This window comes from Mycobacterium sp. 1081908.1 (assembly GCF_001673535.1).
Classification (GTDB): Bacteria; Actinomycetota; Actinomycetes; order Mycobacteriales; family Mycobacteriaceae; genus Mycobacterium.
Genome location: NZ_LZLY01000159.1, coordinates 26,971 through 50,174, shown reverse-complemented (window position 1 = coordinate 50,174; position 23,204 = coordinate 26,971). Strand labels below are relative to the sequence as shown.

Genomic DNA, 23,204 nt, shown 5'->3' with positions numbered 1-23,204 from the left:
CGAGGAGCACGAAATCCACATGATCCAACGCCACAAAATCGCCATAACGCTTATAAGCGTCCCGCACGATGATCGCGTAGGCGGACGGGTCGATCCCGATTTCGGTCATGGTTGCAATCTCCTTGTCATGCCTGGGCCCGGACGCGCGACCGCCGAATGAGCAGAACCGCCTTGACGATTAGAAACGCGACCGCGACGCCCATCATCAGGGTCGACAGCGCGTAGGCGCCGTATTCGGCCCCGCGGTTGTAGCGATCGTTCACCAGCAGTGTGAGCGTTTGCGATTCACCGGGGAGGTTGGACGACACCATGATGACCCCGCCGAATTCGCCAAGGGTGCGTGCGGTGGTCAAGAGGATGCCGTAGGTCAGTCCCCACCGGATGGACGGCAGCGTGATCCGCCAAAACGTCTGCCACCAACTCGAACCCAGCGTCGCCGCCGCCTGCTCCTGCTCGGTCCCGACCTCCTGGAGCACCGGTTGGACCTCGCGCACCACGAACGGCAGCGTGACGAAGATGCTGGCCAGCACGATGCCGGGGGTGCTGAAGATCACCGGAATGCCGAGGTCTTTTTCGACGAAACCCAGCGCGCCGGCCGAACCCCAGAGCACGATCAACGCCACCCCCACGATGATCGGCGAGACCGCGAACGGCAGGTCCACGATCGTCTGCAGCACGCCTCTGCCGCGAAACCTGCCGCGTGACAACAGGAGTGAAACCAAGACTCCGAATATGACGTTGAGCGGCACCACGATGGCGACCATCAGCAGCGACAGGTGCAGGGCCGATATCGCCGCCGGCGTGCTGATCCACGTGTAGAACTGAGCGAAGCCGGGCCGGAAGGTGCGCCACAAAATGATGCTCACCGGAGCGATCAGCATCACACCGAGGTAGGCCAACACCACCGAGCGCAGGGCGTAGCGCGCCGAGGTCATGTCGCCTTCTCCTCGCGTTTGGTCCTCCGGCCGCCCACGATCCGCAACAACAAAAGCACTGTGAACGAAATCGACAGCAACACAATGGATATCGCGGCGGCTCCGGTGCGGTCGTCGTTCTCGATCAAGGCGCGAATCCACTGCGACGACACTTCGGTCTTGCCCGGCACTTGCCCGCCGATCGTCACCACCGAGCCGAACTCTCCGATGCAACGCGAAAACGCAAGGCCCGCACCCGAGAACAAGGCCGGTGTCAGCGACGGCAACACGACGGACGTGAAGACCTTCGGACCGCTGGCGCCCAGCGAGGCCGCCGCCTCCTCGGCCTCGCGGTCGATTTCCAGCAGCACCGGCTGGATCGCTCGCACGACCATCGGGAGCGTCACGAAGATCAACGCCACCGCGACCCCCGGCGGGGTGTGCTGCAAATGGACACCCACCGGGCTGTTCTTGCCATAGAGGGCGAGCATCACCAGGCTGGTGACGATGGTCGGCAGCGCGAACGGAAGATCGATGAGCGCGTCGAGCACGCCTTTGCCGATGAAGTCGTCGCGCACCAGTACCCAGGCGGTCGCCAGCCCGAACACCAGGTTGACGATGGTGACCACGACCGAAACCGTCAGTGTCACCTTGAACGATTCCAGCGCGGCATGAGACGTGATCGCCAGCCAGAAGGCCTGCCAGCCCCCGCCGACCGCCTGCCAGGCGATGGCGGCGAGTGGCAGCAGCACGATCAGCGAGAGCCAGAGGGTCGCCACCCCGATCTGAAGCGACGTACCACCGGGCTGGCCGGGCCCGCGTGCCGGACGGGGCCGCGGAACCTCACCGCCGGATGCGGCGAGTTCCCGCCGGATCGGCTCGGGTTGGGAGAGAACGGCGGCGGTCATCCGGTTGCCTGTAGATAGACCTTGGTGATGCTGCCGCCGCTCCTGTCGAAGAGTTGCGCGTCCACTTTGCTCCAGCCGCCGAGGTCGGCGATCGTCCAGAGTTTCACCGGCACCGGGTACTGGTCGCGGAACTTGTCCGCCACGGCCGGGTCCACCGGCCGGAAACCGGCCTGCGCCCAGAGCTTCTGGGCCTCGGCGGTGTACTGGAAATTCTTGAATGCGGTCGCCGCATCCAGGTGCGCACTGGTGCTCACCACCGCCACCGGGTTCTCGATCTTGAAGGTCTGCGTCGGGTTGACGTGTTCGACCGATTTGCCCTGCCGCTCAATGGCGATGGCCTCGTTCTCGTAGCTGATCAACACGTCGCCGCTGCCTTCGATGAAAACGCCGGTCGCCAGGCGCCCCGAACTGGGACGCAACTTGACGTGCTCGCGCACCAACTTGCTGATGAAATCGACGCCGGCGTTGGTATCCCGCCCACCGCCGCTCTTGACCGCATACGGGGCCAGCAGGTTCCACTTGGCCGATCCAGAACTCAGCGGGCTGGGCGTGACGACCTCGATGCCCGGGCGCAGCAGGTCGTCCCAATCGCGGATGTTCTTCGGATTGCCTTTGCGGACAACCAATGTCACCACCGACCCGAACGGGATCCCGCTGGCGGGACCTTTGTCCCAGTCCGAGGAGACCTTGCCGGCCTTTACCAGCCGAGTGATGTCCGGCTCGACCGAGAAGTTCACAATGTCTGCCGGCTTGCCTTCGACGACGCCCCGGGACTGATCGGCGGAGGCTCCGTAGGACGTGATGACCTGCACGCCCCGACCCTCCTGCGAGGAGTTGAATGCCGGAATCACCTTGCTCCAGCCCGGTTCCGGGACCGAATAGGCGACCAGCGTGACCTTCGTATTGGCGTTGGCCGGCCCGGTGCCGCCCGCAATGTCGCTGGCCCCGCCCCCGCATGCGGCCACCATGCCGACCAGGACGGTCAGCGCCGTCAGATGGCGGGCGCGCCGCCCGTGGGGTGCGCCCCGGATGTCGCTGAGCAATTCGTGGCCTTCCGGTGTGGGACTTGGGTGCATCGGTCCCGTGGCTGCGAAAGGCGGTTGAACATCAACGGTCGTCACCAACTCCCAGTCCGCGCACGGGCTTACGCGTCAGCGACAACAGTGCACGGGCGGGGAGCAAACAAGGGCTGCCACGTGCATGGCGCGAAGCCTAACAGCGCCGGCGGGCACCGGCGCGCGGGCAGCAACGCGACTCCACCGGCAGGGCGATGGGGATGCGGATCGGCGTCATGCGACACCGCGCGCGGTTTAACCCGGCCGTAACGACCGTGCCGATCGTGCGGTCCAGCAACGAGTCGTGGTGTGGCTCCCGCACCGCTGGCCGGTCGGCAAAACGGCAGCTCAGAGGCCAACGCATCCGGATCGGGCCGGCCCGGCCGACAATGGCCGCGGCATCGGTGCGACGACCCCTCGCATCGGCGTTCGCCGGTCCGGCCAACCGCGGGTTCGGCCCGCGACGGGGCGCCGGCATAAAAGTCACGGTGATGGAAACGTGCGGGCCGCGCGCGAAACATGGTGCACGCGAGTGCCTTGCGGACGACCGATGCTCAGCGCCCCCGGATCCCGCTGTCGACGACCTTCACCGGCTTGTGCGGATAGCGGCGCTCGGCGTGCGCCTTCGCCCGCGAGTTCGGCAGCACGTACAACGTCTCCTTCTTGTCCTGAAGAGGTTTCAGCACCAAGTCCATGAAGCCCTTGCGGTTCTCGAGGTAGGGCTCGATGACCTCCTCCCCCGCCGGGCACACCGCAAGGCAGTAGGCGGCCTTGTAGTTCGGCTTGAACGACAGGCTCTGCCACATCGAGGCGTTCTCCGAATCGCTGACCCGCGAACGGAAGTCGGCCGCGTCGGCGCTGTCCGCGATCGTCTGGACCCAGTCGGTGAAGCCGCCCATGAACTCGCGGTAGTTATGCACCGAGCAGGAGACGAAGTCGAAATCACCGTCCTTGCCGATCGCACCGACCGGACACGCCGCCACGCACAACTTGCATTCGAGGCACGGGCTGTAATCCAGCGGCTCGCCGTAGCTGCTGACCGGGGCGTCCACCAAGATCGTGCCGAGCAGGATGAAGTTGCCAAACCGGGGGTGAATCACGTTGCGGTGGATGCCCATAACGCCGAGACCCGCGGCGACGGCGACGGGCTTGTGTGCCACCACCCAGATGCGGCCCGGGAAATTGTCCATCTCCATCGGGAACGTCGCCGACGGGTTCAGGGCCCGATAACCGGCGTCCTGCAGCCGGCGCACGATGCGGTGGGCCGCTTCGTTGAGCACCTCGCCACTGCGATGGAACTCCTGGTTTGCGACGCTGCGCGCCGTCGAGCGGACGTTGTCGCGGTTCATCTTGACGACCAGCGAGATGTAGCTCCTGGTTCCCGGCAGCGCGGCCCGGACGTGCTCGACCTCCGATGCCAGCTCGGGGTTGTCAACGGCGGCGAATGCGACGTCGTCGGCGCCTGCGGCCAGGCACAGCTCGCGCAACCAGTCGGCGTCGAGCACGCCCGGTCGCCGTTTCCGGCGGGAACCCACCTTCTTCACGGTGGGGTGGTCCGCCAGCTTCGCCGGGAGTTTTTCCGCCATGCTCGGTATAGTACACAATACTCAGCTGATGGCATGTCGCGGGGCGGCGGACGCGTCGTTAACGGTGTTTGACTTCGGCGTGAAGCGCATGCGAACCTGGCGCGGTGATCGAGTTGAGTGAACAGACGATCATCGCCCAGGTGGCCGATCGGTTGACCAGCAAGTATCCGACCATCCCAGCCGAAACCGTGACCGCGGTCGTGCGGGGCGTTCATGCCCGGTTCGAGGGCCGGCCCGTCCGCGAATACGTCCCGCTTCTCGTCGAGCGGTTCGCGGGCCAGGAACTGGCGCTGCTTCTGTTGACCGGCCGCCGCCCGCTCTCGGAGCCGGCGGTCGACGAGGCTATCGCCGTCTGATCAGACGGGCTCGCCCTGGCGCGGCCGCCGCTGCTCGCCGAACAGCACCCGGCGACGGATTTCCCGCCAATCGGGTTTTTCGGTGTCCGCCCCGCTTTCGCTGAACCCGACACGGTCATGCAGCCGGGCCAACCATCCGGGCGCCCACCAATTGGCCCGGCCGAGCACGCGCATGACCGCCGGCACCAGCAGCATCCGGACCAGCGTGGCGTCGACGAGCACCGCGACCGTGAGCCCGAATCCGAACAGCCGCATGAGCGACACCTGTGCGGCCATCAACGCCACGAACGAGATCGCCATGATCAGCGCAGCGGCCGTGATCACCCGGCCGGTGTGGGCCACGCCGAGTGCGATGCTCCTGTCGTTCGCGCCCCACCCCCGGTGCGAGGCGAGCCAGTACTCCCGGATCCGCGCGATCAGGAACACCTCGTAATCCATCGACAGCCCAAAAGCTATGCAGAACAACAACACCGGCAGGTCCACCCCGATCGTGCCGGTGGCCGCGGTGCCGAGCCCGCCCAGGTGCCCCTGCTGAAACACCCACACCACCGCGCCGAAGGCAGCGGCCAGCGACAGGGTGTTGGTCACCAGCGCCTCGAAGGGCAACACCGCGCTGCCGGTCATCAGGAAGACCAGCACCAGCGTGATCAGGGCGATGATCGTCAGCACCAGCGGCAGGCGCGTCGTGATGGCGTGCACGGTGTCGCGGTTGCTCTGTGCGGCGCCCGCCAGCAGCACCGGCCGGCCCGACGGCGGTGCGACGGCGTGCAGCCGGTCGAGCTGCGCGTTGGAGGCGGCGGAATACAGCGGTGCCGTCGTGCCCACGGTCATGAAGGCGGCGCCGCCGGTGATGGCGGCAGACCCCGACGGCGGCCCGGCCAGCCTGCCGCCGACGAACGTGCCGCCCGGCGAGGACACCGACGACACGTCCGGCGCCCGCGACAGCGCGGCGGCGTAGGCGTTGAGCTCGGCCGGGCCTAGCCCCGTCACGTTCGGGAGCACGACGGTGACGTCGGGGACGCCGCTGTCCGGGAAGCCGGTGCGCAGTTGGTCGCCGACCTGGCGCGCCGAGGCTGAGGTGGGCAGGACCCGGTCGTCGACGACGCCCCAGCGCACCTCGCGGAAGGGTGAGCCGAGCAGCAACAGCAGCGCGACGATGGCGATGACGATCGGCGCCGCGTGGCGCGTGACGCACCTCGTCCATCGATACCAAATGCGGCGTTCGACCGGAGCCGGCCGGAACGCGGGCCGCCGCAGGATGCGGCGCGCCAGCCGGCGCGCGTCCAGGGAATCGAGCCGCTCGCCCAACAGCGCGATCGCCGCCGGCGTCACGACGACCGCGGCGGCCACCGCGAACGCGACCACCGCGACCCCCGCGTAGGCGAACGATTTCAGGAAGTATTGCGGGAACAGCACCATCGTGGCCATCGACAGCGCGACCGTCATCGCCGAGAACAACACCGTGCGGCCGGCCGTCGCCATCGTGCGGATCAGCGCCGCGTCGCGAGTTTGGCCCTCCGCCAACTCATCCCGAAAGCGGCTCAGGATCAGCAGCGTGTAGTCGATGGCCAGCGCGGCGCCCATCGCGACGGTCAGGTTCAGCGCGAAGATCGACACGTTGGCGAACAGCGAGACCGCGCGCAGCGACGCCATCGCACCGAGGATCGCGAACCCGCCGACGGCCACCGGCAGCGCCGCCGCGAACAATCCCCCGAAGATCCATACCAGCACGACAAAACTCAGCGGCAGCGCGAGCGACTCCATGACTAGAAGGTCTTCTCTGGTTTGCTCGTCCACCTGCCAGGTGGCGGTCGCCTCGCCGCCGAAGCGCACCGTGACGCCGTCGCGGTCGTGGGCGAGTTCGCCCGCCAGGCGCTCGGCATTCTTCTGGGCATTGGCCTCGCCGCCCGAAATCGCGGCCACGATCAGGCCCGTCTTGCCGTCCTTGCTGACGAATGCGGGCGCCGCCGGCGGCGGCACGGTCCACGCGGATCGCACCTGCCCCACATTGGGCGAATTCTGCAGCCGGCGAACGAGATCGGTGCCGACCGCCGTGGCCCGGGGGCCCTGCGCGCCGCCCTCGGAGGTCACCGTGATCAGCATGACCATGTCGCCCTGGCCGAACTTCTGCGAGAGCAACGCCGACGCCCGCGACGATTCGGAGCCGGGATCGAACCATCCGCCGGGCAGGAGGGTCTTGCTCACCGGGATGCCGAAGATCGCGGTGCCGATCATGACGAGAACGGCGACCGCGATGACGCGACGCGGCGCGGCGATGGCGAGGCGCGCGATTCCGTGCAGCACGTTAGCGGGGAGCCGGCTCGTGCTCGATGGGTCCGCGACGATCGACGGCGCGCACCCGCTCATCGGCTGTCATCCGACTTCGAATCCCCGACGGCGTGCGAATCAGTGTTCCGGGCCCTGCGCCAGCCTTTCGCGCAGGCTCTTCGGTCGGATGTCCGGCCAGTTCTGTTCGATGTAGTCCAGGCACGCGGCACGGTCCGCTTCACCGAATACCACCCGCCAACCGGCCGGGACGTCGGCGAAAGCCGGCCAAAGGCTGTGTTGCTCTTCGTCATTGACCAGGACGAAGAAACTGCCGTTGTCATCGTCGAACGGATTGGTACTCACTCGCTCTCCCATCCCGTACCAGCGACGGGTCGAGGCCGGGGTCGGCAAGCACGGAACCGTCGCGTTGTACTCCAGATCGCACACCGGCGCCGTCAACATAGCAAACAACTTTCGGAAATCGGCCCAGAGCCGACGTCTTCGGCCGATTCTTCGAAAAAGGTTGCCGCATGCGTCCCACACGACGTTAAGCTGCTGTTCGTGCGCAAAGGCGTATTAGCCATCGGCCGAAGCCGCTGGTTGGCGTTGGCGGCCTCGCTGGTGGTGTCGGCCGCCATCATCTATGCCCAGGGCACCAAGCCCATCTACGCCCAAGGCATCAAGCCGCCCGACAATCGGGCCGCAGGCCAGGCGGCCTCGCCGGCCTCGCCGGCCGTGCCACCGATGGCCGCCGCGGCGCCCGGTCCGACCGCCGCGCCGCCGCCCTCCGGTCCGGGGCCGCAGATCGCCAGTCCCGCGGAGGTGGAAAAGCTGGCCGCGGGCGCGCCGGCCGCCGCCCAGCAATTCCTGTTCCCGTTGTCGCCCGGCGTCGCGTCGGAGCAGCGATTGCAGGTCAAGACAATCTGGGCGGCCCGCGCCATCAGCGTGCTGTTCCCGGAGATCACGACCATTTACGGGTATCGCGAGGATCCGTTGCCGTGGCACCCCAACGGGCTGGCGATCGACGTGATGATCCCCAACCACGCCAGCCCGGAAGGCATCCAGCTCGGCAACGAAATCGCCGGGTACGCCCTGGCGAACGCGAAGCGGTGGGGAATCAACCACGTGATCTGGCGCCAGAAGATCTACCCGGGCGTCGGCGCGCCGAGCTGGATGTCAAACCTGGGCAACGAAACGCTGAACCACTACGACCACGTTCACATCGCCACCAACGGTGGCGGCTACCCGACCGGGCACGAGACGTACTACATCGGGTCGATGACCCCCGCGCCGTCGGAGTGATCAACGCCCCCTTCGGGATTGCGGTCAACCGCCGAGGAGGCCGAGCAGGCTGCCGGTGAGGATCGGGGGCACGGTCAGTTGCCCGCCCCCGAGGCTCGGCGGCAGGGTCAGAATGCCGCCGGAGACGATCGACGGGATGCCGACGTCCCCGCCGCCGACGCTCGAGGGCAGGCTCAGCACCCCACCGGTCAGAATCGACGGGATGCTCACGTCTCCGCCGCCGGCGATCGGGGGCAGGCTCAGCACGCCGCCGGTCAGGATCGACGGGATGCTCAGCTGCCCCCCGCCCAGGACCGGGGGCAGGGTCACCGCGCCGCCGTCGAGGATGGGAATCAAGACGCTGCTGATCGGGGGCACGGTAAACACCCCGCCGCCAAGGCTGGAGGGCAGGCTCAGCAGGCCGCCGGTGATGATCGAAGGCAGCCCCAGCACGCCACCGCCGAGGGTTGCGGGCAGGTCGAGCACGCCGCCGGTGAGGATCGACGGCACGGTCAACTCCCCGCCGCCCAGGAACGCGGGCAGATCCACCACGCCGCCGTTGACGATCGGGCTCAAGGCGGTGGCGATCGAGGACCCGACGGCCGAGATCGGCGGCACGGTCAATTGCGCACCGCCCAGGATCGGCGGCAGATCGAGCACGCCGCCGGTGATGAGCGACGGCACGCTGAATGCGCCACCACCGAGGATCGGTGGCAGGGTCACCACGCCACCGTTCAGGTTCAGGCTCGCGCTCCCGCCCAGGAATGACGACAGGTTCAGGTCGGCGGCGGCCGCCCCCGCGTTCGCCACCTCGGTGCCGAGGTAGGCGCCCGCCCCCGCGCTGATCAAGCCGACGAACTCCTCGTGAAACGCGTTGGCTTGGGCATTGATGACTTGGAAGTCCAGGCCGAAATCGCTGAATAGCGTTGCGACCAAAGCCGATACCTCGTCCTGGGCCGCGGCGGCCACCCGCGTCGTGGGCGCCGCGGCCGACGCGGCGGACCCGGACAGCAACGTGCGGATACCTGCCAAACCTTCGGCCGCAGACTGCAGCTGTTCTGGAGCCGTCACCAGATATGACATATCCGCCTCCCGCCGATCCAACGCGACGGTCGCCCGCTGACCGGAGCATTAGAATCGTAATCGGATATTGCCGAAATGCCTATGAAAACCCCGCTTTTCAGCTGTGGCACTGCCCAAATAGCCTCACATGCGGGTGCCGTCTTCAGCGCCGGTCGTCAAATGGGTGATTGCGGCCGTCGCCGAAACCCTCGATGCCGTCGCGTATTTCGCCTCATTGGGCGGTCCAGCCGCCGTCGATCGAATAACTGGAGCCGGTAATGGTGGCGGCCGCGTCGCCGGCCAGAAACACCGCGAGAGCGCCGATGTCCTCCGGTTGGGTGTAGCGGGCCATCGGCTGCTTTTCGGCGACGAATTCCGTCTTGACCTCTTCGAACGAGCTGCCTGCCGCGTCGGCGCGCGCCTGGATCTGCTGGGCGATCAGCGGCGTCAACACCCAGCCGGGACAGATCGCGTTGCACGTGACGCCGTGGTCGGCGCCTTCGATGGCCACCACCTTGGTGAGTCCGACCAGACCGTGCTTGGCCGCGACGTACGCCGCCTTCTCGGCGCTGGCGACGAGGCCGTGCGCCGAGGCGATGTTGATGATCCGGCCCCAGCCACGGCTTTTCATCCCGGGTAGTGCGCAGCGACACGTGTGAAAAGCGGCTGACAAATTCGTCGCGATCACCGCGTCCCACTTCTCGACCGGGAATTCCTCCACCTTCGCCACGTACTGGATGCCCGCATTGTTGACGAGGACATCGATTGCGCCGAAAGACTTTTCGGCGCCGGCGATCATGTCGGCGATCTCCTCCGGCTTGGTCACATCGGCACTCGAATAGCCGGCGGTCACCCCGAACGTCTCCTCGATGTCGCGCCGCTGCCGCTCGACGGCGTCCGCGTCACCGAAACCGTTGAGGGTCACGTTCGCTCCCTCGGCGGCGAAAGCGCGGGCGATGCCAAGGCCTATCCCGGAGGTGGAACCCGTTACGAGCACCGACTTTCCGCGGAGCATCGCGTCAGCGTTCGGCTGCCGGCTGCGCGGGTTCGACGGTGACGAGCTCCGTTATGCCACTGACGGTGAGGACGGGCATCACCAGCGGGTGGGCGATGACGTCGATGTGGGCGGCGCGGGCGAACAAGGCGTTGATCGCGGCGCTGTCCAGGTACTCCACCGCGCTGAGGTCGACGGTGAACGTGCCGCCGTTGCTATCGGCCTCGGCGGTGGCGCTGCTGAGCGCTTGGTTGAACGCGTCGACGTTGCTCAGGTCGATCTCGCCCGTCGCGGTCAGCACGAGCCTCCCGTCGTTGCGGCGCGCGGTGTCGAGGCTGAGCGACGTGGCCATCAGGAGATCCTCGCGCATAGGTGAACCGTGGTTCCCGCCGCGTCGGGTTTGATGCTGACGTCATGCATGAGCCCGCGCATCAAGGCGATGCCGCGGCCGCGATTCGTTGAGGCGGCCGGCTGCGGAGTTTTCCACGAGCCGGTGTCGGTGATGGTGAGCCGCACCTGGTCGACCAATATGGTGGCGCCCAGGCTGATCGTGCCCCCCGGGCTGTGGCGGTGGCCGTGCTCGATGGCGTTGGCGACGGCCTCGCCGGCGGCGACGAGCACGTTCATCGTCTGATCCGGGTCCAGCCGGGCCCGGGTCAGCCACCGGCGCAGCGCGGTGCGGGTCGGGGCGAGCTGGCTGACGTCGGCGGGAAACTCCAACTCCAGCGGGGCGGGATGGCGGTAGAGCAGCAGGACGACGTCGTCCTGATAGCCGCCGTCCGGTGCCAGACCGGACATGATCTGGTTGGCCAGATCCTCCAGGGTGGAATCGCGCCCTTCCTGCACGAGGGCGGCGGCGCGCGAGATGCCTTGCTGCAGCAGACGACGGCGACGCTCGACCAGCCCGTCGGTATAGAGCAGCAACGTGGCGCGCGGCGCGATGGTCACGCGTGCTTCGGGGCGCGGCCAGTCGGCTCGTACGCCCAGCGCGATGGTGTGGCCGTCGTCAAGCATTCGGGTGGTGCCGTCGGCGTCGACCAGGACGGGCGGCGGGTGCCCGGCGCTCGAGTACACCAGTTCACCGGTCTCCGGGTTGAGCACCGCGCACACGGCGGTCGTACATTGGGCGCCGGCCAGCCGGGCGGCGAAGCGGTCCAACCCGGCCAGGGCGGCGCTGGGACTGGGGTTCTCGAACAGTAGCGCGCGGCAGGCGCTGCGCACCTGCCCCATCACGGTGGCGGCGGCCAGGCCATGACCGACGCAATCGCCGACGATCAACGCGATGCGCCCGTCGTCCAGGTCGAAGACGTCGTACCAGTCGCCGCCAACCTGCAGGGGCCGGCTGGCGGCCTCATAGCGAACCGCGAACCCGTGCGGCAGATCGGCGGGGCCGAGGATCGCGTGCTGGAGCGCCAGGGCCGTTTCGCGCTGCTGGTCGACCTGGTGCACCCGCTGCAGGCCCTGGCCGAGGCGGCCCGCCAGCACGGTCAGCAGGGTCTGGTCCTCGAGGGTGAACGGCCGCCGCTCGACCAGGTCGATCCGGACGACGAGCACCCCCTCGGGGTGCTGCAGCGCGATCCCCGCCGCGCCGGGCTCCGATGCGTTGGGGGTGAGCAGGTCGCCGTCGCGCAACGAGCTGAGCATCTGCCTGGTCTCCGGCGACAGGTCGCCCCACCGCGCGGCCTCACCGACCGATTCCACCCACGGTTCGCCCGACGCGGTTTCCGTGCCGGCACCGTGGGGCGGGAAGGTGACGGCCAGGACGCGACGGGCCCGCCACAGCCGGCGCAGTTCCTCGGCAGCGGCGCGCACCGCGTCGTCGACGCTGTCGGCTTCGGCGAGTTCCTGGTTGAGGGCGTGTTCGCGGCCGGCGGCCAGCGCCAGCGCGATTGCGGCGTGTCGGGCGAAGTCGCTGACGAGCTCGAGGTAGTCGTTGCCGAACGCCTGCTGCTGCGGCTGGCGCGCGACGGCGATCACCCCGAGCACCCTGCCGTCGGCGATCAGCGGGATCACGATCGCCGAGCGTTCACCGACATCGGTGAACCCCTCGATCGGGTACTGGAAGGAATCGGTGATCAGCGGCAGGCCGCGGCGCGCCACGCCGCCGGTGGTCGAGCCGGCCATCGGCACCTGCCGGCCGATCACCTCCGAGGCGTACCGGCCCGCCGTGGCGGCAACGACCAGGGTGTCGACCTCATCGGCGGGCAGATCGGGCTCCCGTGGGATCAGCAAGATCGCCTGCTCGGCGTCGGCCAACTCCAGCGCCCGGTTCACGATGAGCTGCAATGGCCCCGTCTGGGGGTCACCGGACAGCAGCGCGGTCGTGATTTCCCGGCTGGCCTTCGTCCATTTCGAAGATTCGCGTTCCCGCTCGAACAGTCGCGCGTTGTCGATCGCGGCGGCCGCCGCCGTGGCCAATGCCCGGACGGAGGCTTCGTGGGCGTCGCTGAATACCCGGCCCGGCCGGTCGTCGGCCAGGTACAGGCTGCCGAAGTCGGCCGCGCGCACGGTGATCGGTATGCCGAGCAGCGCCCGCAGCGGTGGGTCGTGCGCCCGCAGCGCGGCGGCCAGGGGGTGGGTGCTCAGATCATCGATGCGCAGGCCCTCACCCACCGGCAAGTCGCCGAGCCGCCGAGCCGTGTCGGCGTCGATTCCCGTCTGAACGAACGACGTGAGGGTGCCGTCGGGCGCCCGCATGCCCAGCGCCGCGTACCGGGCATCGGTCAGCTCCATCGCACCATCCACGATTCGGTGCAACGTCGAATCCAGATCCAGGTCCGCGCCGATCTCGACGATAACCCGGACCAGTCGTTCCATCTGGTCTCGAGCCGCCGTCAGCTCGTCGAGCTGGGACCGCGGGTCGTCCCGGTCGTCGTCCCCCATAGCCACAAATCTAATTGTTAAATCCTGCTCTCCGTTAGGGCTCGGCGGGTGCCCGCTAAGGGGCGGGGTCGGCCTCACCGAGGGCGGGTATCGCCGTGGTGATTACCCACTCGGGTGTGAATTCCACGCGGCGTCCGGTGTCGGCGTCGGCGCCGCCCCGGTCGTCCCAGCGGACGGTCGCCTGACCGGAGAGCTGCAACGTGGCGCCGGCGCGGAAGTCGACGAACAGCAGGGCCGCGGAGGGGTCGGCGGCGAGGTTTCCGAAGCTGTTGAACATGTTGTTGCCGGGATAGTCGGGCCACCACGGGCGCCTGTCGGCGACGCGGACGAACCCGGCCGGGCCGCCCCGGTGGGAGGCGTCGCTGCCGGCGGTGGGGTGGGTGGTCCCCAGGAAGAACGTGTCGGCCGCCTCGATGAGCCGAATGTCCTTCGGTCGCAACGCTTTTCCGGAGTACAGCCGCGCCCGGTCGTCGACGGACGCGTCGCCGGCCCGAACGCGGCGCTGATGGATGTATTGCGGGCAGTTGCCGTAGGCCTGGTCCACGTCGACGGTCAGCACGCCGGCCCCGGTACAGCTGAGGCGACCGTTGACCCGGGCGCGCCGCCGGGTGAGGAAGTTCATGGCGATGACGCCCACCTGCTGCCCCGAAGGCAGGCCATGGAGCGGGTCCGCGCTCGGCAGCTCGCCGTCGATCCGCAGTGTGGTCGGTGAGGTGGCCCGAAGAAAGCCGGGCGGCCCCAATAGCGGTGAGGTCCAAAGCCGTCCGGACCGGTCCCGCGCGGTGACGGCCGCGATCGTCACCTCGGAGAGGAACGCGGCCATGCCGGCACGTAATTCTCCGCGGCCGACCATCGCCGCGAGCCGCGCGGCCTCCGCCTCGACGCCCGCTTGTCGTTGGACGGCCAACTCGCCGCTGTGGAAACCCACGCTCGATGTCATCGAGGCACCTCGGCAAATCCCGGTTCCCCCGCGTCGACAACGGAATTGAACCGGTAACGCGTTTCCAGACTTTCGTTGATCTCTCGGATCGCGCCCTCGGGAAGCGCCGCGACATCGAAGTTCTCGCCGATGCGCGCCGGCTTGACCGACGAGGTGAGCACGGCCGAGCCGCGCTGGATGCCCCACGCCAAAAGCACTTGCGCTGGCGTCTTTCCGACGCGCTCAGCGATCGAGACGATGAGCGGGTCGTCGAGCAATCGCGGTTCCAACGCGTGGCCCAGCGAGGCGAAGGCCAGCAGGACGATCCCGTGTTCCTTGCACAACTCGTGAAGTTCCCATTGCGGGTGGTACGGGTGCGACTCGACCTCCACGACCGCCGGCTTGATGCGGGCGGTTTCGACGACCTTGCGGACGCCCGGCGCGTCGATGTCGGACAGGCCGATCGCTCGCGAAAGCCCCTCGTCGACAAGGGCTTCCATCGCGGCCCAGGTTTCCTCTAACGTGACGCCGTCGTCGTAGACCACCGCGCCGTGCGGGTCACGCGGGTCTTGGTCGTCGCCGGGCCGGAACGCGAACGGCGTATGCACCAGATACAGATCGACCGCCTCCAGTCCGAGTCTGTCCAGACTGGCCTGCAGCGCGGGTTTCACCCGTTCGGGTCGGTGGTTGTTGTTCCAGAGCTTGGTGGTGACAAAGAGCTCGTCTCGCCGGACGGTCCCGGCGGCGAATAACTCCTTGAGCGCCGCACCGACCTCCGCTTCGTTGCGGTACCGCTCGGCGGCGTCGAGGTGGCGGAACCCGATCTCGACCGCGGCCCGGACGGCGTTGCGCGTCTGGTTGCGATCGGAAAGCGACGTCCCGAATCCGAGCGCCGGAATCGCACCGCTGCCGTCGTTCAACGAAAATCGGTGCTCGGTCAGATTGCGGTTGGGTGTCATAGTGTTCGGCCTCCCGGACCCGTGTAATAAATGACCAGTCGTCTATCTAACAAGGATGGCGATGACGGCATTCCCGAAGTACGGGTCAGTGCAGCAGCGCCGGGACGGTGACCGCCTCGAACCGGTCGTACGGAACGCGGCTGCGGGTGACTTTCCCGCGCAGCGCCGCGCCCTCCCAGGCTTCGATCAGCCGAAAGGCTAGGTCCCCCGCGTCGAGGTCGCCCCGGACGTCGGAACGCAGGCACTTGCCGAGGGCCGCGCCCCAGCGGTCGAGAATGCTCACGAGCTCCCTGCGCACGGGCTCGCTCGACCCGCCGAGTTCGAGCGACAGGTTTCCGACCAGGCAGCCGAGCACGAAGTCGCCGGCCTCGTGCTCGTCGGCCAGCGCGTGGAAGAAGCGCGTGATGCGCTCCTGCGCCGGCCCGTCCGCGTCGAGGATCGGCAGCAGCCGTGCCTCGACGTCTTCCCAGTGATGCTCGAGGATCGCCGCGGCGAAGGCCTCCTTGCTGGGGAAATACGCGTAGAACGACCCTTTCGGGACGCCGGCCGCGTCGGTGATGTCCTTGACCCCGCTGGCGGCGAATCCGCGCGCATGCACGAGTTCCAGGCCCGCCGCGAGCAGGCGCCGACGCACCTCGGGGTTCGGTGGGCGGGGCATGACAACGATAGTAGCCGACCGGTCGGCTATCTTCGGTTGCCCGCCGTGTGCGGGGCGCGTGGCGTAGCGTCTGGAGCGGCGTTGGCCGGCCCAATGGGGAGCGAAGGAGCGAAATGGTGACTTCGGGTGTGTTCGGTTTCCTGACGCTGCTCGCCCTCATGTTCGCGTTCGTGTTCGCCGCCATTGCCGCCATGCACGTCAAACGGCTGCAGGACCGGCCGCCTCCCCCGCTGAGCGACGAGATCGGCAGCACCAAAACGGTTACCCGCAAAGTGCGCAAGGGCGAACCCATGTCGCAAGACGAGCTGGATTACGCGAAGCACCTCCTTGGCGCCCGCAGCTCGGTGCTGACGCTGGCCATTCCGGGTGCCTTGTTCTCGCTGGGCTGCTTCTACGTGTTCGGCAGTCTCTATCACCTGCATGGAGCGACGCCCTCCGAGCGGACGTTTCTCGGGGTCTTCCCCATGTTGGCCGCCATAAATCTCACGACTCAAGTTCTCCGGAGTGCGAGGTTGAAGCGGCGTCTGCAAAAGATGTCCTGAAGCCCCAGAGGCATGTGTTGCCGTCAGCGACCGGTCGGTGTGCCCGCAGGTCGCTGCGGTCGCGTTGTGACCGCAAGGCCGATACTCTTGCACGATCATCTGTCAATTGGGTACATGACCGTCTACTATCTGCAGTTGGCCTAGGGGTGGGGCCGGGGGGAGGCGATGGTGGCCCGAGCGAGTTCCGAGAGGTGATCGAATGAGCCCTCGTTCGGTGGGCAGGCGGGTCCTGGCGCGGGTCTGGTTGCCGCTGGTCGCCGTCATCGCGCTCGGTGTCGGCGGGGTGGCCATGTGGAAGGTGCACCAGTTCTCCGAGCCCCCGCCCGTCACCACCGTCAACCAGCCGGCGGCACCGCCGGAGTTCAGCATCAAACGGCTCACGTACGAATTGTTCGGCTCCGTCGGTGAAGGCGGGATGCTCGTCTGGGTGGACATCAACGGGCATCCGCACCAGGTTGATCTCACCACCTTGCCGTGGTCGCATACGGAGGCGACGACACTGACCGTGGTCTCGGGCAGCATCTCGGCGCAGGTTCATGGCGGCCAGGTCGGTTGCCGACTGCGGGTGAATGGCGTTGTCCGCGCCGAACAGTCCGACACCAATCAGGACGCACACGTCTATTGCCTGGTGAAATCCGCATGAGCGAGCATCCGGCGGAGCCTCGGACGAAGCGGCCTTTCGTCCCCAGAATGGTTCGCGCCCTTGCGATTCCGATCATCGCCTTCTGGGGCCTGCTCGCCGTTTCGACGAACACCTTCATGCCCCAGGTGGAGCGGGTCGCGGAAGAGCTTGCAGGCCCGGTGGTCCCGCACTACGCGCCGTCACAGCGGGCGCTGCTGTCCATCGGTGCGAAGTTCCACGAATCCAATTCGACCAGCCTGGCCATGATCGTGCTGGAAGCCAACCGGCCACTGGGCGACGCGGACCATCAGTACTACGACGATTTGATGCGCCGGTTCAAGCAAGACCCCAAGCACGTGCAGTACGCCATGGACCTCTGGGGGAAGCCGATCACCGCTGCCGGGGCGCAGAGCCTCGACGGCAAGTGCGCCTACGTGCTGTTGCGCCTGGCGGGCGATATCGGCCAGATGCAAGCGAACGAATCCGTTGCCGCCGTTCGGGACATCGTGGCGAAGGACAAGCCCCCGGCGGGGCTCAAGGTCTACGTCAGCGGCGCCGCCCCGCTCGCCTCGGACACGGTGGCGATTGCGAATTCGAGCTTGAACGACATCACGATCGTGACGATCTTTCTCATCATCGGGATGTTGCTGCTGGTGTACCGATCCATCGTCACCCTGTTCGTGCCGCTGGCCGGGGTTCTGTTCGAAATGCTCGTCGCGAAGGGGGTTATCGCGACCCTCGGCCATCTCGGGTACATCGAGCTCTCGTCGTTCGCGGTGAACATCGTCGTCGCGCTGACCTTGGGTGCCGGGACGGACTACGGCATCTTCCTGATGGGCCGCTATCACGAGGCGCGACACGACGGTGAGAGCCGGGAGGAGGCGTTCTACACCGCGTACAAGAGCGTCACGCCCGTCATCCTTGGTTCGGGGCTGACGATCGCCGGGGCGTGTTACTGCTTGACGTTCGCGCGGCTCAACTACTTCCACACCATGGGCCCGGCCGTCGCGATCAGCATGCTGTTCACCATCGCGGCGGCACTGACGCTCGGACCCGCCTTCCTGACGCTGGGCAGCCTTTTCGGGCTCTTCGACCCGAAGAGCAAGGCAAAGGCACACCTGTATCGGCGGATCGGGGCGAGCGTGGTCCGGTGGCCGGTGCCGATCCTCTTCGCCAGCGCCGCCGCGGTCCTGCTCGGGGCGATCTTTGTGCCGACGTACCGGCAGAACTACGACGACCGTCAGTACCAGCCGCACAAAGCGCCCGCCAATTTGGGCTTCCAGGCGGCCGATCGGCACTTCCCGAAGAGCAAGCTGTTCTCCGAGATGCTGATGATCGAGACGGATCACGACATGCGGAATTCGGGCGACTTCATCTCATTGGACCGCGCGGCCAAGGCGCTCGAACGCCTGCCCGGCGTCGCGATGGTGCAAAGCATCACCAGGCCCATGGGCCGCGCTCTGGAACATGCCACGATCCCCTATCTATTCACCACCCAAGGCAGCGGGAGCGGCCAGCAGCTGCCGTTCACCCAACAGCAGAACGCCAATACCAATCAGCAGGCGCAGATCACGCAGCACACCGTCGAGGTCACGCGCAAAGAGATCGACTATTTCCAGAACCTGTCCGACGAGCTGCACAAGACGGTTCTCACCGTCGAAGATCTGCAACGGGTCACCGACGAGATGAATCAGGAAATCTCGAACTTCGACGACTTCTTCCGACCCATCAAGAGCTACTTCTATTGGGAGCGGCACTGTTTCGACATCCCCATGTGCTGGGCGTTCAGGTCGTTGTTCGACACTCTCGACAACATCGACCATTTGGCCGCTGACATCAACGACGCCAAGACCTCCCTCGAGGAGATGGACAAGATCGTGCCGCAGATCATCGTGCAGCTGAAGCTGACGGCCGACGACTCGGAGGCCTTGGCCAATCTTTTGGTCAGCACCTACGGCCAGTCGGCCCTGCAGACCACGCAGACCAATCAGACATTCGACGACCAGATCAATGTCGGGCTCGACTTCGACCAGGCCCGCAGCGACGACTTCTTCTACATCCCGCACGAGGGTTTCGACAACGAGGACGTCAAGACCGGCATGCAGCTGCTGATGTCACCGGACGGCCAGGCCGCCCGGATCATCGTCACGCACGAGGGCGACGCCAACGGTCCGGAAGGCGTGCAGCACGTCGAGCAGTTCCCCAACGCGATAACCGTGGCGCTCAAGGAGACATCGCTGGCCGGCGCGAAGGTCTATATCGGCGGTTCCGGATCGACCAACAAGGACATCAAACAATACGCGGCGTCCGATCTGCTGATCGTGGCGATCGCCGCCTTCGTGCTGATCTTTCTGATCATGCTGTTCCTCACGAGGAGCCTGATGGCGGCGATTGTCATCCCCGGCACGGTCGCCTTCTCCTACGCCGGGGCGTTCGGGCTTTCCATCCTCGTCTGGCAGCATCTCATCGGCCTGCCGCTGCACTGGCTGGTATTGCCGCTGACGTTCATCATCCTGGTGGCGGTGGGTTCGGACTACAACCTGCTGTTAATCCTTCGGGTCAAAGAGGAGCTGCACGCCGGAATCCACACCGGGCTGATCCGCGCACTCGGCAGCACCGGCGGTGTAGTGACTTCCGCCGGTTTGGTTTTCGCGTTCACCATGCTGGCGATGCTCACGAGCGATCTGCGCACCGTCGGTCAGGTGGGTTCGACCGTCTGCATCGGCCTGCTGCTCGACACGCTGATCGTGCGGTCGTTCGTCGTGCCGTGCATCCTGCGCATCCTCGGGCCGTGGTTCTGGTGGCCGACACTGGTGCGTTCCCGTCCGCTGCCGCAGCGCGTGGCGGTCACACACGCCACGTGAGTACCGTCAGCCGGGCATGAGGCGATTCTCGATTGCGCTATCACCGGCGATATCACAGATGAGATTCACCGACCGCTAGAAGTTCAGCCCCGAGAACATGACCCGGCCGGGATCGTACTTCTGCCGCACCGCGCTCAGCCGGGACAAGTTCGGGCCGAAGTAGCGCGACGCCGGCTGGTTCGCCTCGATGTAGTTGACGTAGCCGCCCACCGAATACGGTTGCACCGCTTGGTGTGCCGTGGCGAGCCAACTCGTCGCCGCCGACGGGTCGCCCGTTTCGACGTACCACTGCACCAGCGACGCCTGCCGGCGCCACGGGAAGGCCGTCGCCCCCGGCGCCACGGTGGCGAGCGCGCCGTCGAGCGCGTGCATGATCGCCAGCATGCGGCCGGCGCCACGCGGAAACGCCTCGACCGCCGAGGCGATCCCCTGCGCGGCGGCCGGCGTCATCGTCGTGAAGACGTCGGATCCGCCGACGTATCCCAGCGGCGACGGGTTGAGGTTGCCGACGGCCAAGTAGCGCACCAGGTCCATGTAGTTGAACGTGTGGTTGTCGGTTCCGGTCGGTTGCACCCCAACGGCTTTGGTGATCGCGGCCGCGACGCTGGTTCCCGATCCGGCCGGGCAGGTCGCCATTATCCGGGGATGGGTGCCGAACCCGTCGACGGTGTTGTCCGCCAGCGCCCAGCTGCTCTGGTCGGCGGTGCGCAGCCAGTTCTGCCAGCCGACGAGGACCTGTGCGAACGCCTGGGGCGGGAAGTTGAGGTTCACGACGTCGACGTCCCGGGTGGGGAATGTGGCGAAGGTCAGCGAGGTGGTCACGCCGAAGTTGCCGCCCCCGCCGCCGCGCAGCGCCCAGAACAGGTCGGGGTTGCTGGCCGCGGACGCGGTGACGGCCTGGCCGCCCGGCAGCCCCACCGACGCCGCCGTCAGCTGGTCGCAGAGCAGGCCCGCGTGCCGCGACTGGGCGCCCAGTCCCCCGCCCAGGGCGTGCCCCGCGGCGCCCACCGACGGGCAGGTACCTGTCGGGATGCCCCGGCCGGCCGCGGCCAGGGCCTCGTGAATCGCGTACAAACTGGTCGCGGGTGTCACGGTGACCTGTCCGGTGGACGCGTCGTAATTGATTCCCCCAGGCAGCTGGCGCAGGTCGAACACCATCGCGCCGTTCGCCGTGGACGCGCCGATGTAGGAGTGCCCCCCGCTGCGCGGTGCGACCTTGAGGTTGTTGGCGGCGGCGAAGGCCATCGCCTTTTGCACGTCCGCCACCGACGTGGGGGTGACGATCGCCGCCGGCGTGGAGCCGTTGTAGTTGGTGTTGAAAACCTGTTTCGCGCCGGCGAATTGGGGATCGCGGGGCAGCACCACCTTCCCGCCGATCGCTGTCGTGAGGCCGTCCCAGCCCGACGGATTACTGGGAGCCGCGGAGGCCCGCGCCGGGCCGAATACCGCGCCGGCGGCCAACGCGCCGGCGGCCCCGCGCAGGAACGCCTGGCGGGAGATCTCACGCGCCATCGTCGGGCTCCCGCGATTGCGTCATGTCCCGCATTCTCAAGTACCGCGGCCGCGGTGCCGCGTGACGTGCCGCGGGGCGACCGGACCGTGCCCCAACCGTTACCGACCCGGGCGGGCCAGGCATAGGCTGGGGCTTTGGGCGCCTGCGCTTCTTGGGGAGGTACCGATATGCCCGCACCGTCAGCCGAGGTCTTCGACCGTTTGCGCCAGCTGGTCGCGATCAAGGACATCACCGCACGCGAGACCAAGACGATCGACGAGGTTTTCACCGGTAAACCGCTGACTACCGTCCCGATCGGCACGGCCGCCGACGTCGAAGCCGCGTTCGCCGAGGCCCGCGCGGCGCAGATCGGCTGGGCGAAGCGTCCGGTTGACGAGCGGGTGGAGGTCATCCGCCGCTATCGCGACCTGGTCGTCGAGAACCGCCAGTTCCTGATGGATCTCCTGCAGGCCGAGGCGGGCAAGGCCCGATGGGCCGCGCAGGAGGAAATCGTCGATCTGATGGCGAACGCCAACTATTACGTGAACGTGGCCGCCGGCCTGCTGAAGCCGCGCAAGGTGCAGGCGCTGCTCCCGGCGGTCGGCAAGACCACGGTGGTCTACCAGCCCAAGGGCGTGGTCGGCGTGATCTCGCCGTGGAACTACCCGATGACGCTCACCGCGTCCGACTCGGTGCCCGCGCTGGTGGCGGGTAACGCGGTCGTGCTCAAGCCCGACAGCCAGACGCCGTACTGCGCGCTGGCCTGTGCCGAACTGTTGTACCGGGCCGGGCTGCCTCGGGCGCTGTACGCGATCGTGCCCGGCCCGGGCTCGGTGGTCGGCACCGCGATCATCGAGAACTGCGACTACCTGATGTTCACCGGCTCGACCGCCACCGGCCGCCAACTCGCCGAACACGCGGGCCGCCGGCTCATCGGCTTCTCGGCCGAACTCGGTGGCAAGAACGCGATGATCGTCACGCGCGGCGCCAACCTCGACAAGGCGGCCAAGGCGGCCACCCGCGCGTGCTTCTCCAACGCGGGCCAGCTGTGCATCTCGATCGAGCGGATCTACGTTGAGAAGGACGTCGCCGACGAGTTCACCAGCAAGTTCGCCGCGGCGGTGCGAAACATGAAGCTGGGCACGGCTTATGACTTCTCGGTCGACATGGGCAGCCTGATTTCGCCGAGCCAGCTGGACACCGTGAGCGATCACGTTGACGATGCAAAGGCCAAGGGCGCCAAAGTGGTCGCGGGCGGCAAAGCCCGCCCCGAGATCGGGCCGCTGTTCTACGAGCCGACGGTGCTCACCGACGTCACGCCGGAGATGGAGTGCGCGGCCAACGAGACGTTCGGGCCGCTGGTTTCGATCTACCCGGTCGCCGACGTGGACGAGGCCGTCGAGAAGGCCAACGACACCGAGTACGGACTCAACGCCAGCGTGTGGGCCGGCTCCACCGCCGAGGGCCAGGAGATCGCCGCCCGGTTGCGGTCGGGAACGGTGAACGTCGACGAGGGTTACGCGTTCGCGTGGGGCAGCCTCGGCGCGCCGATGGGCGGAATGGGCCAGTCGGGCGTGGGGCGCCGGCACGGTCCCGAGGGCCTGCTGAAGTACACCGAATCGCAGACGATCGCGGCCGCGCGCGTGTTCAATCTCGATCCGCCCCTTGGCATTCCGTCGACCCTGTGGCAGAAGTCGCTGGTGCCCGTCGTGCGCACGATGATGAAGCTTCCCGGCAGGAAGTGAGGGCGCCGCCTTCGGCGGCTGAAGCCGGACCCATTGCCACTATCTACTACCGGGCGTAGTATCTGGGCTATCCCACCGTGCACAAGGAGGTGCAAC

At 67.3% G+C, this 23,204-nt stretch carries 21 protein-coding genes; 6 read left to right on the top strand and 15 right to left on the bottom strand.

Annotated features, from left to right (window positions below):
* The 5 genes from A5655_RS29060 to A5655_RS26070 all read right to left on the bottom strand — a co-directional run.
* Positions 1 to 109 (bottom strand): hypothetical protein (locus A5655_RS29060; RefSeq protein ID WP_231999283.1); only part of this gene is annotated, 109 nt, incomplete at its 3' end.
* 16 nt (positions 110 to 125) lie between these two features.
* Positions 126 to 935 (bottom strand): sulfate ABC transporter permease subunit CysW, encoded by an 810-nt coding sequence (gene cysW / locus A5655_RS26085; protein ID WP_067015740.1) that lies wholly within the window; start codon positions 933 to 935, stop codon positions 126 to 128.
* Positions 932 to 1,822, bottom strand: coding sequence for a sulfate ABC transporter permease subunit CysT (gene cysT / locus A5655_RS26080; protein ID WP_082978901.1), 891 nt, complete (start codon positions 1,820 to 1,822; stop codon positions 932 to 934). The genes cysW and cysT overlap by 4 nt, the downstream gene beginning before the upstream one ends.
* Positions 1,819 to 2,898, bottom strand: a complete 1,080-nt coding sequence (locus tag A5655_RS26075) for a sulfate ABC transporter substrate-binding protein (protein ID WP_082978900.1) — start codon at positions 2,896 to 2,898, stop codon at positions 1,819 to 1,821. Before A5655_RS26075 ends, cysT begins: the two co-directional genes overlap by 4 nt.
* Positions 2,899 to 3,431: 533 nt before the next feature.
* On the bottom strand, positions 3,432 to 4,463 hold the full coding sequence (locus A5655_RS26070) for an epoxyqueuosine reductase (RefSeq protein WP_067015737.1): 1,032 nt from the start codon (positions 4,461 to 4,463) through the stop codon (positions 3,432 to 3,434).
* 104 nt (positions 4,464 to 4,567) lie between these two features.
* On the opposite strand from A5655_RS26070, the gene A5655_RS26065 reads away from it, so the two are divergent.
* A complete protein-coding gene (locus A5655_RS26065) occupies positions 4,568 to 4,819 on the top strand; it encodes a three-helix bundle dimerization domain-containing protein (RefSeq protein ID WP_067015735.1) in 252 nt (83 codons plus the stop codon).
* Here A5655_RS26065 and A5655_RS26060 read toward each other — a convergent pair whose 3' ends face one another.
* Positions 4,820 to 7,123, bottom strand: coding sequence for an MMPL family transporter (locus tag A5655_RS26060; RefSeq protein ID WP_082978899.1), 2,304 nt, complete (start codon positions 7,121 to 7,123; stop codon positions 4,820 to 4,822).
* Between the two features lie 102 nt (positions 7,124 to 7,225).
* Complete coding sequence (locus tag A5655_RS26055; protein ID WP_067015762.1) at positions 7,226 to 7,450, bottom strand: MbtH family protein; 225 nt, start codon at positions 7,448 to 7,450, stop codon at positions 7,226 to 7,228.
* A gap of 198 nt (positions 7,451 to 7,648) precedes the next feature.
* Here A5655_RS26055 and A5655_RS26050 point away from each other — a divergent pair, with 198 nt between their 5' ends.
* Positions 7,649 to 8,389, top strand: a complete 741-nt coding sequence (locus A5655_RS26050; RefSeq protein WP_369807255.1) for a glycoside hydrolase — start codon at positions 7,649 to 7,651, stop codon at positions 8,387 to 8,389.
* Positions 8,390 to 8,413: 24 nt separating this feature from the next.
* On the opposite strand, the gene A5655_RS26045 is transcribed toward A5655_RS26050, so the two are convergent.
* From A5655_RS26045 to A5655_RS26015, 7 genes are all read right to left on the bottom strand, one after another.
* Positions 8,414 to 9,451, bottom strand: coding sequence for a PE family protein (locus tag A5655_RS26045; RefSeq protein ID WP_082978898.1), 1,038 nt, complete (start codon positions 9,449 to 9,451; stop codon positions 8,414 to 8,416).
* Between the two features lie 211 nt (positions 9,452 to 9,662).
* The gene (locus tag A5655_RS26040; protein WP_067015728.1) at positions 9,663 to 10,445 is read right to left on the bottom strand and encodes a 3-hydroxybutyrate dehydrogenase; all 783 of its coding nucleotides are present in this window, start codon (positions 10,443 to 10,445) and stop codon (positions 9,663 to 9,665) included.
* A gap of 4 nt (positions 10,446 to 10,449) precedes the next feature.
* Positions 10,450 to 10,776, bottom strand: a complete 327-nt coding sequence (locus A5655_RS26035) for an STAS domain-containing protein (RefSeq protein WP_067015755.1) — start codon at positions 10,774 to 10,776, stop codon at positions 10,450 to 10,452.
* Entirely contained in the window at positions 10,776 to 13,307 is a 2,532-nt protein-coding gene (locus A5655_RS26030) for a SpoIIE family protein phosphatase (protein ID WP_067015725.1), read from the bottom strand. The genes A5655_RS26035 and A5655_RS26030 overlap by 1 nt, the downstream gene beginning before the upstream one ends.
* A gap of 55 nt (positions 13,308 to 13,362) precedes the next feature.
* A complete protein-coding gene (locus tag A5655_RS26025) occupies positions 13,363 to 14,247 on the bottom strand; it encodes a pyridoxamine 5'-phosphate oxidase family protein (RefSeq protein WP_067015722.1) in 885 nt (294 codons plus the stop codon).
* The gene (locus tag A5655_RS26020; protein ID WP_067015718.1) at positions 14,244 to 15,185 is read right to left on the bottom strand and encodes an aldo/keto reductase; all 942 of its coding nucleotides are present in this window, start codon (positions 15,183 to 15,185) and stop codon (positions 14,244 to 14,246) included. The genes A5655_RS26025 and A5655_RS26020 overlap by 4 nt, the downstream gene beginning before the upstream one ends.
* 85 nt (positions 15,186 to 15,270) lie before the next feature.
* Positions 15,271 to 15,843, bottom strand: a complete 573-nt coding sequence (locus tag A5655_RS26015) for a TetR/AcrR family transcriptional regulator (RefSeq protein WP_067015715.1) — start codon at positions 15,841 to 15,843, stop codon at positions 15,271 to 15,273.
* Between the two features lie 116 nt (positions 15,844 to 15,959).
* On the opposite strand from A5655_RS26015, the gene A5655_RS26010 reads away from it, so the two are divergent.
* The 3 genes from A5655_RS26010 to A5655_RS26000 all read left to right on the top strand — a co-directional run bounded on the left by A5655_RS26010 (position 15,960) and on the right by A5655_RS26000 (position 19,871).
* Positions 15,960 to 16,385: a hypothetical protein gene (locus A5655_RS26010; protein WP_067015752.1), complete on the top strand. Its 426-nt coding sequence runs from the start codon at positions 15,960 to 15,962 to the stop codon at positions 16,383 to 16,385.
* A gap of 199 nt (positions 16,386 to 16,584) precedes the next feature.
* Positions 16,585 to 17,028 (top strand): MmpS family transport accessory protein, encoded by a 444-nt coding sequence (locus tag A5655_RS26005; RefSeq protein ID WP_067015712.1) that lies wholly within the window; start codon positions 16,585 to 16,587, stop codon positions 17,026 to 17,028.
* Positions 17,025 to 19,871, top strand: a complete 2,847-nt coding sequence (locus A5655_RS26000; protein WP_067015710.1) for an RND family transporter — start codon at positions 17,025 to 17,027, stop codon at positions 19,869 to 19,871. The genes A5655_RS26005 and A5655_RS26000 overlap by 4 nt, the downstream gene beginning before the upstream one ends.
* Before the next feature lie 75 nt (positions 19,872 to 19,946).
* Here the strand turns inward: A5655_RS26000 and A5655_RS25995 are convergent, their stop codons facing one another.
* Entirely contained in the window at positions 19,947 to 21,383 is a 1,437-nt protein-coding gene (locus A5655_RS25995) for an FAD-binding oxidoreductase (RefSeq protein WP_067015707.1), read from the bottom strand.
* Positions 21,384 to 21,551: 168 nt separating this feature from the next.
* On the opposite strand from A5655_RS25995, the gene A5655_RS25990 reads away from it, so the two are divergent.
* The gene (locus tag A5655_RS25990) at positions 21,552 to 23,108 is read left to right on the top strand and encodes a succinic semialdehyde dehydrogenase (RefSeq protein ID WP_067015704.1); all 1,557 of its coding nucleotides are present in this window, start codon (positions 21,552 to 21,554) and stop codon (positions 23,106 to 23,108) included.
* Positions 23,109 to 23,204 lie beyond the last annotated feature (96 nt).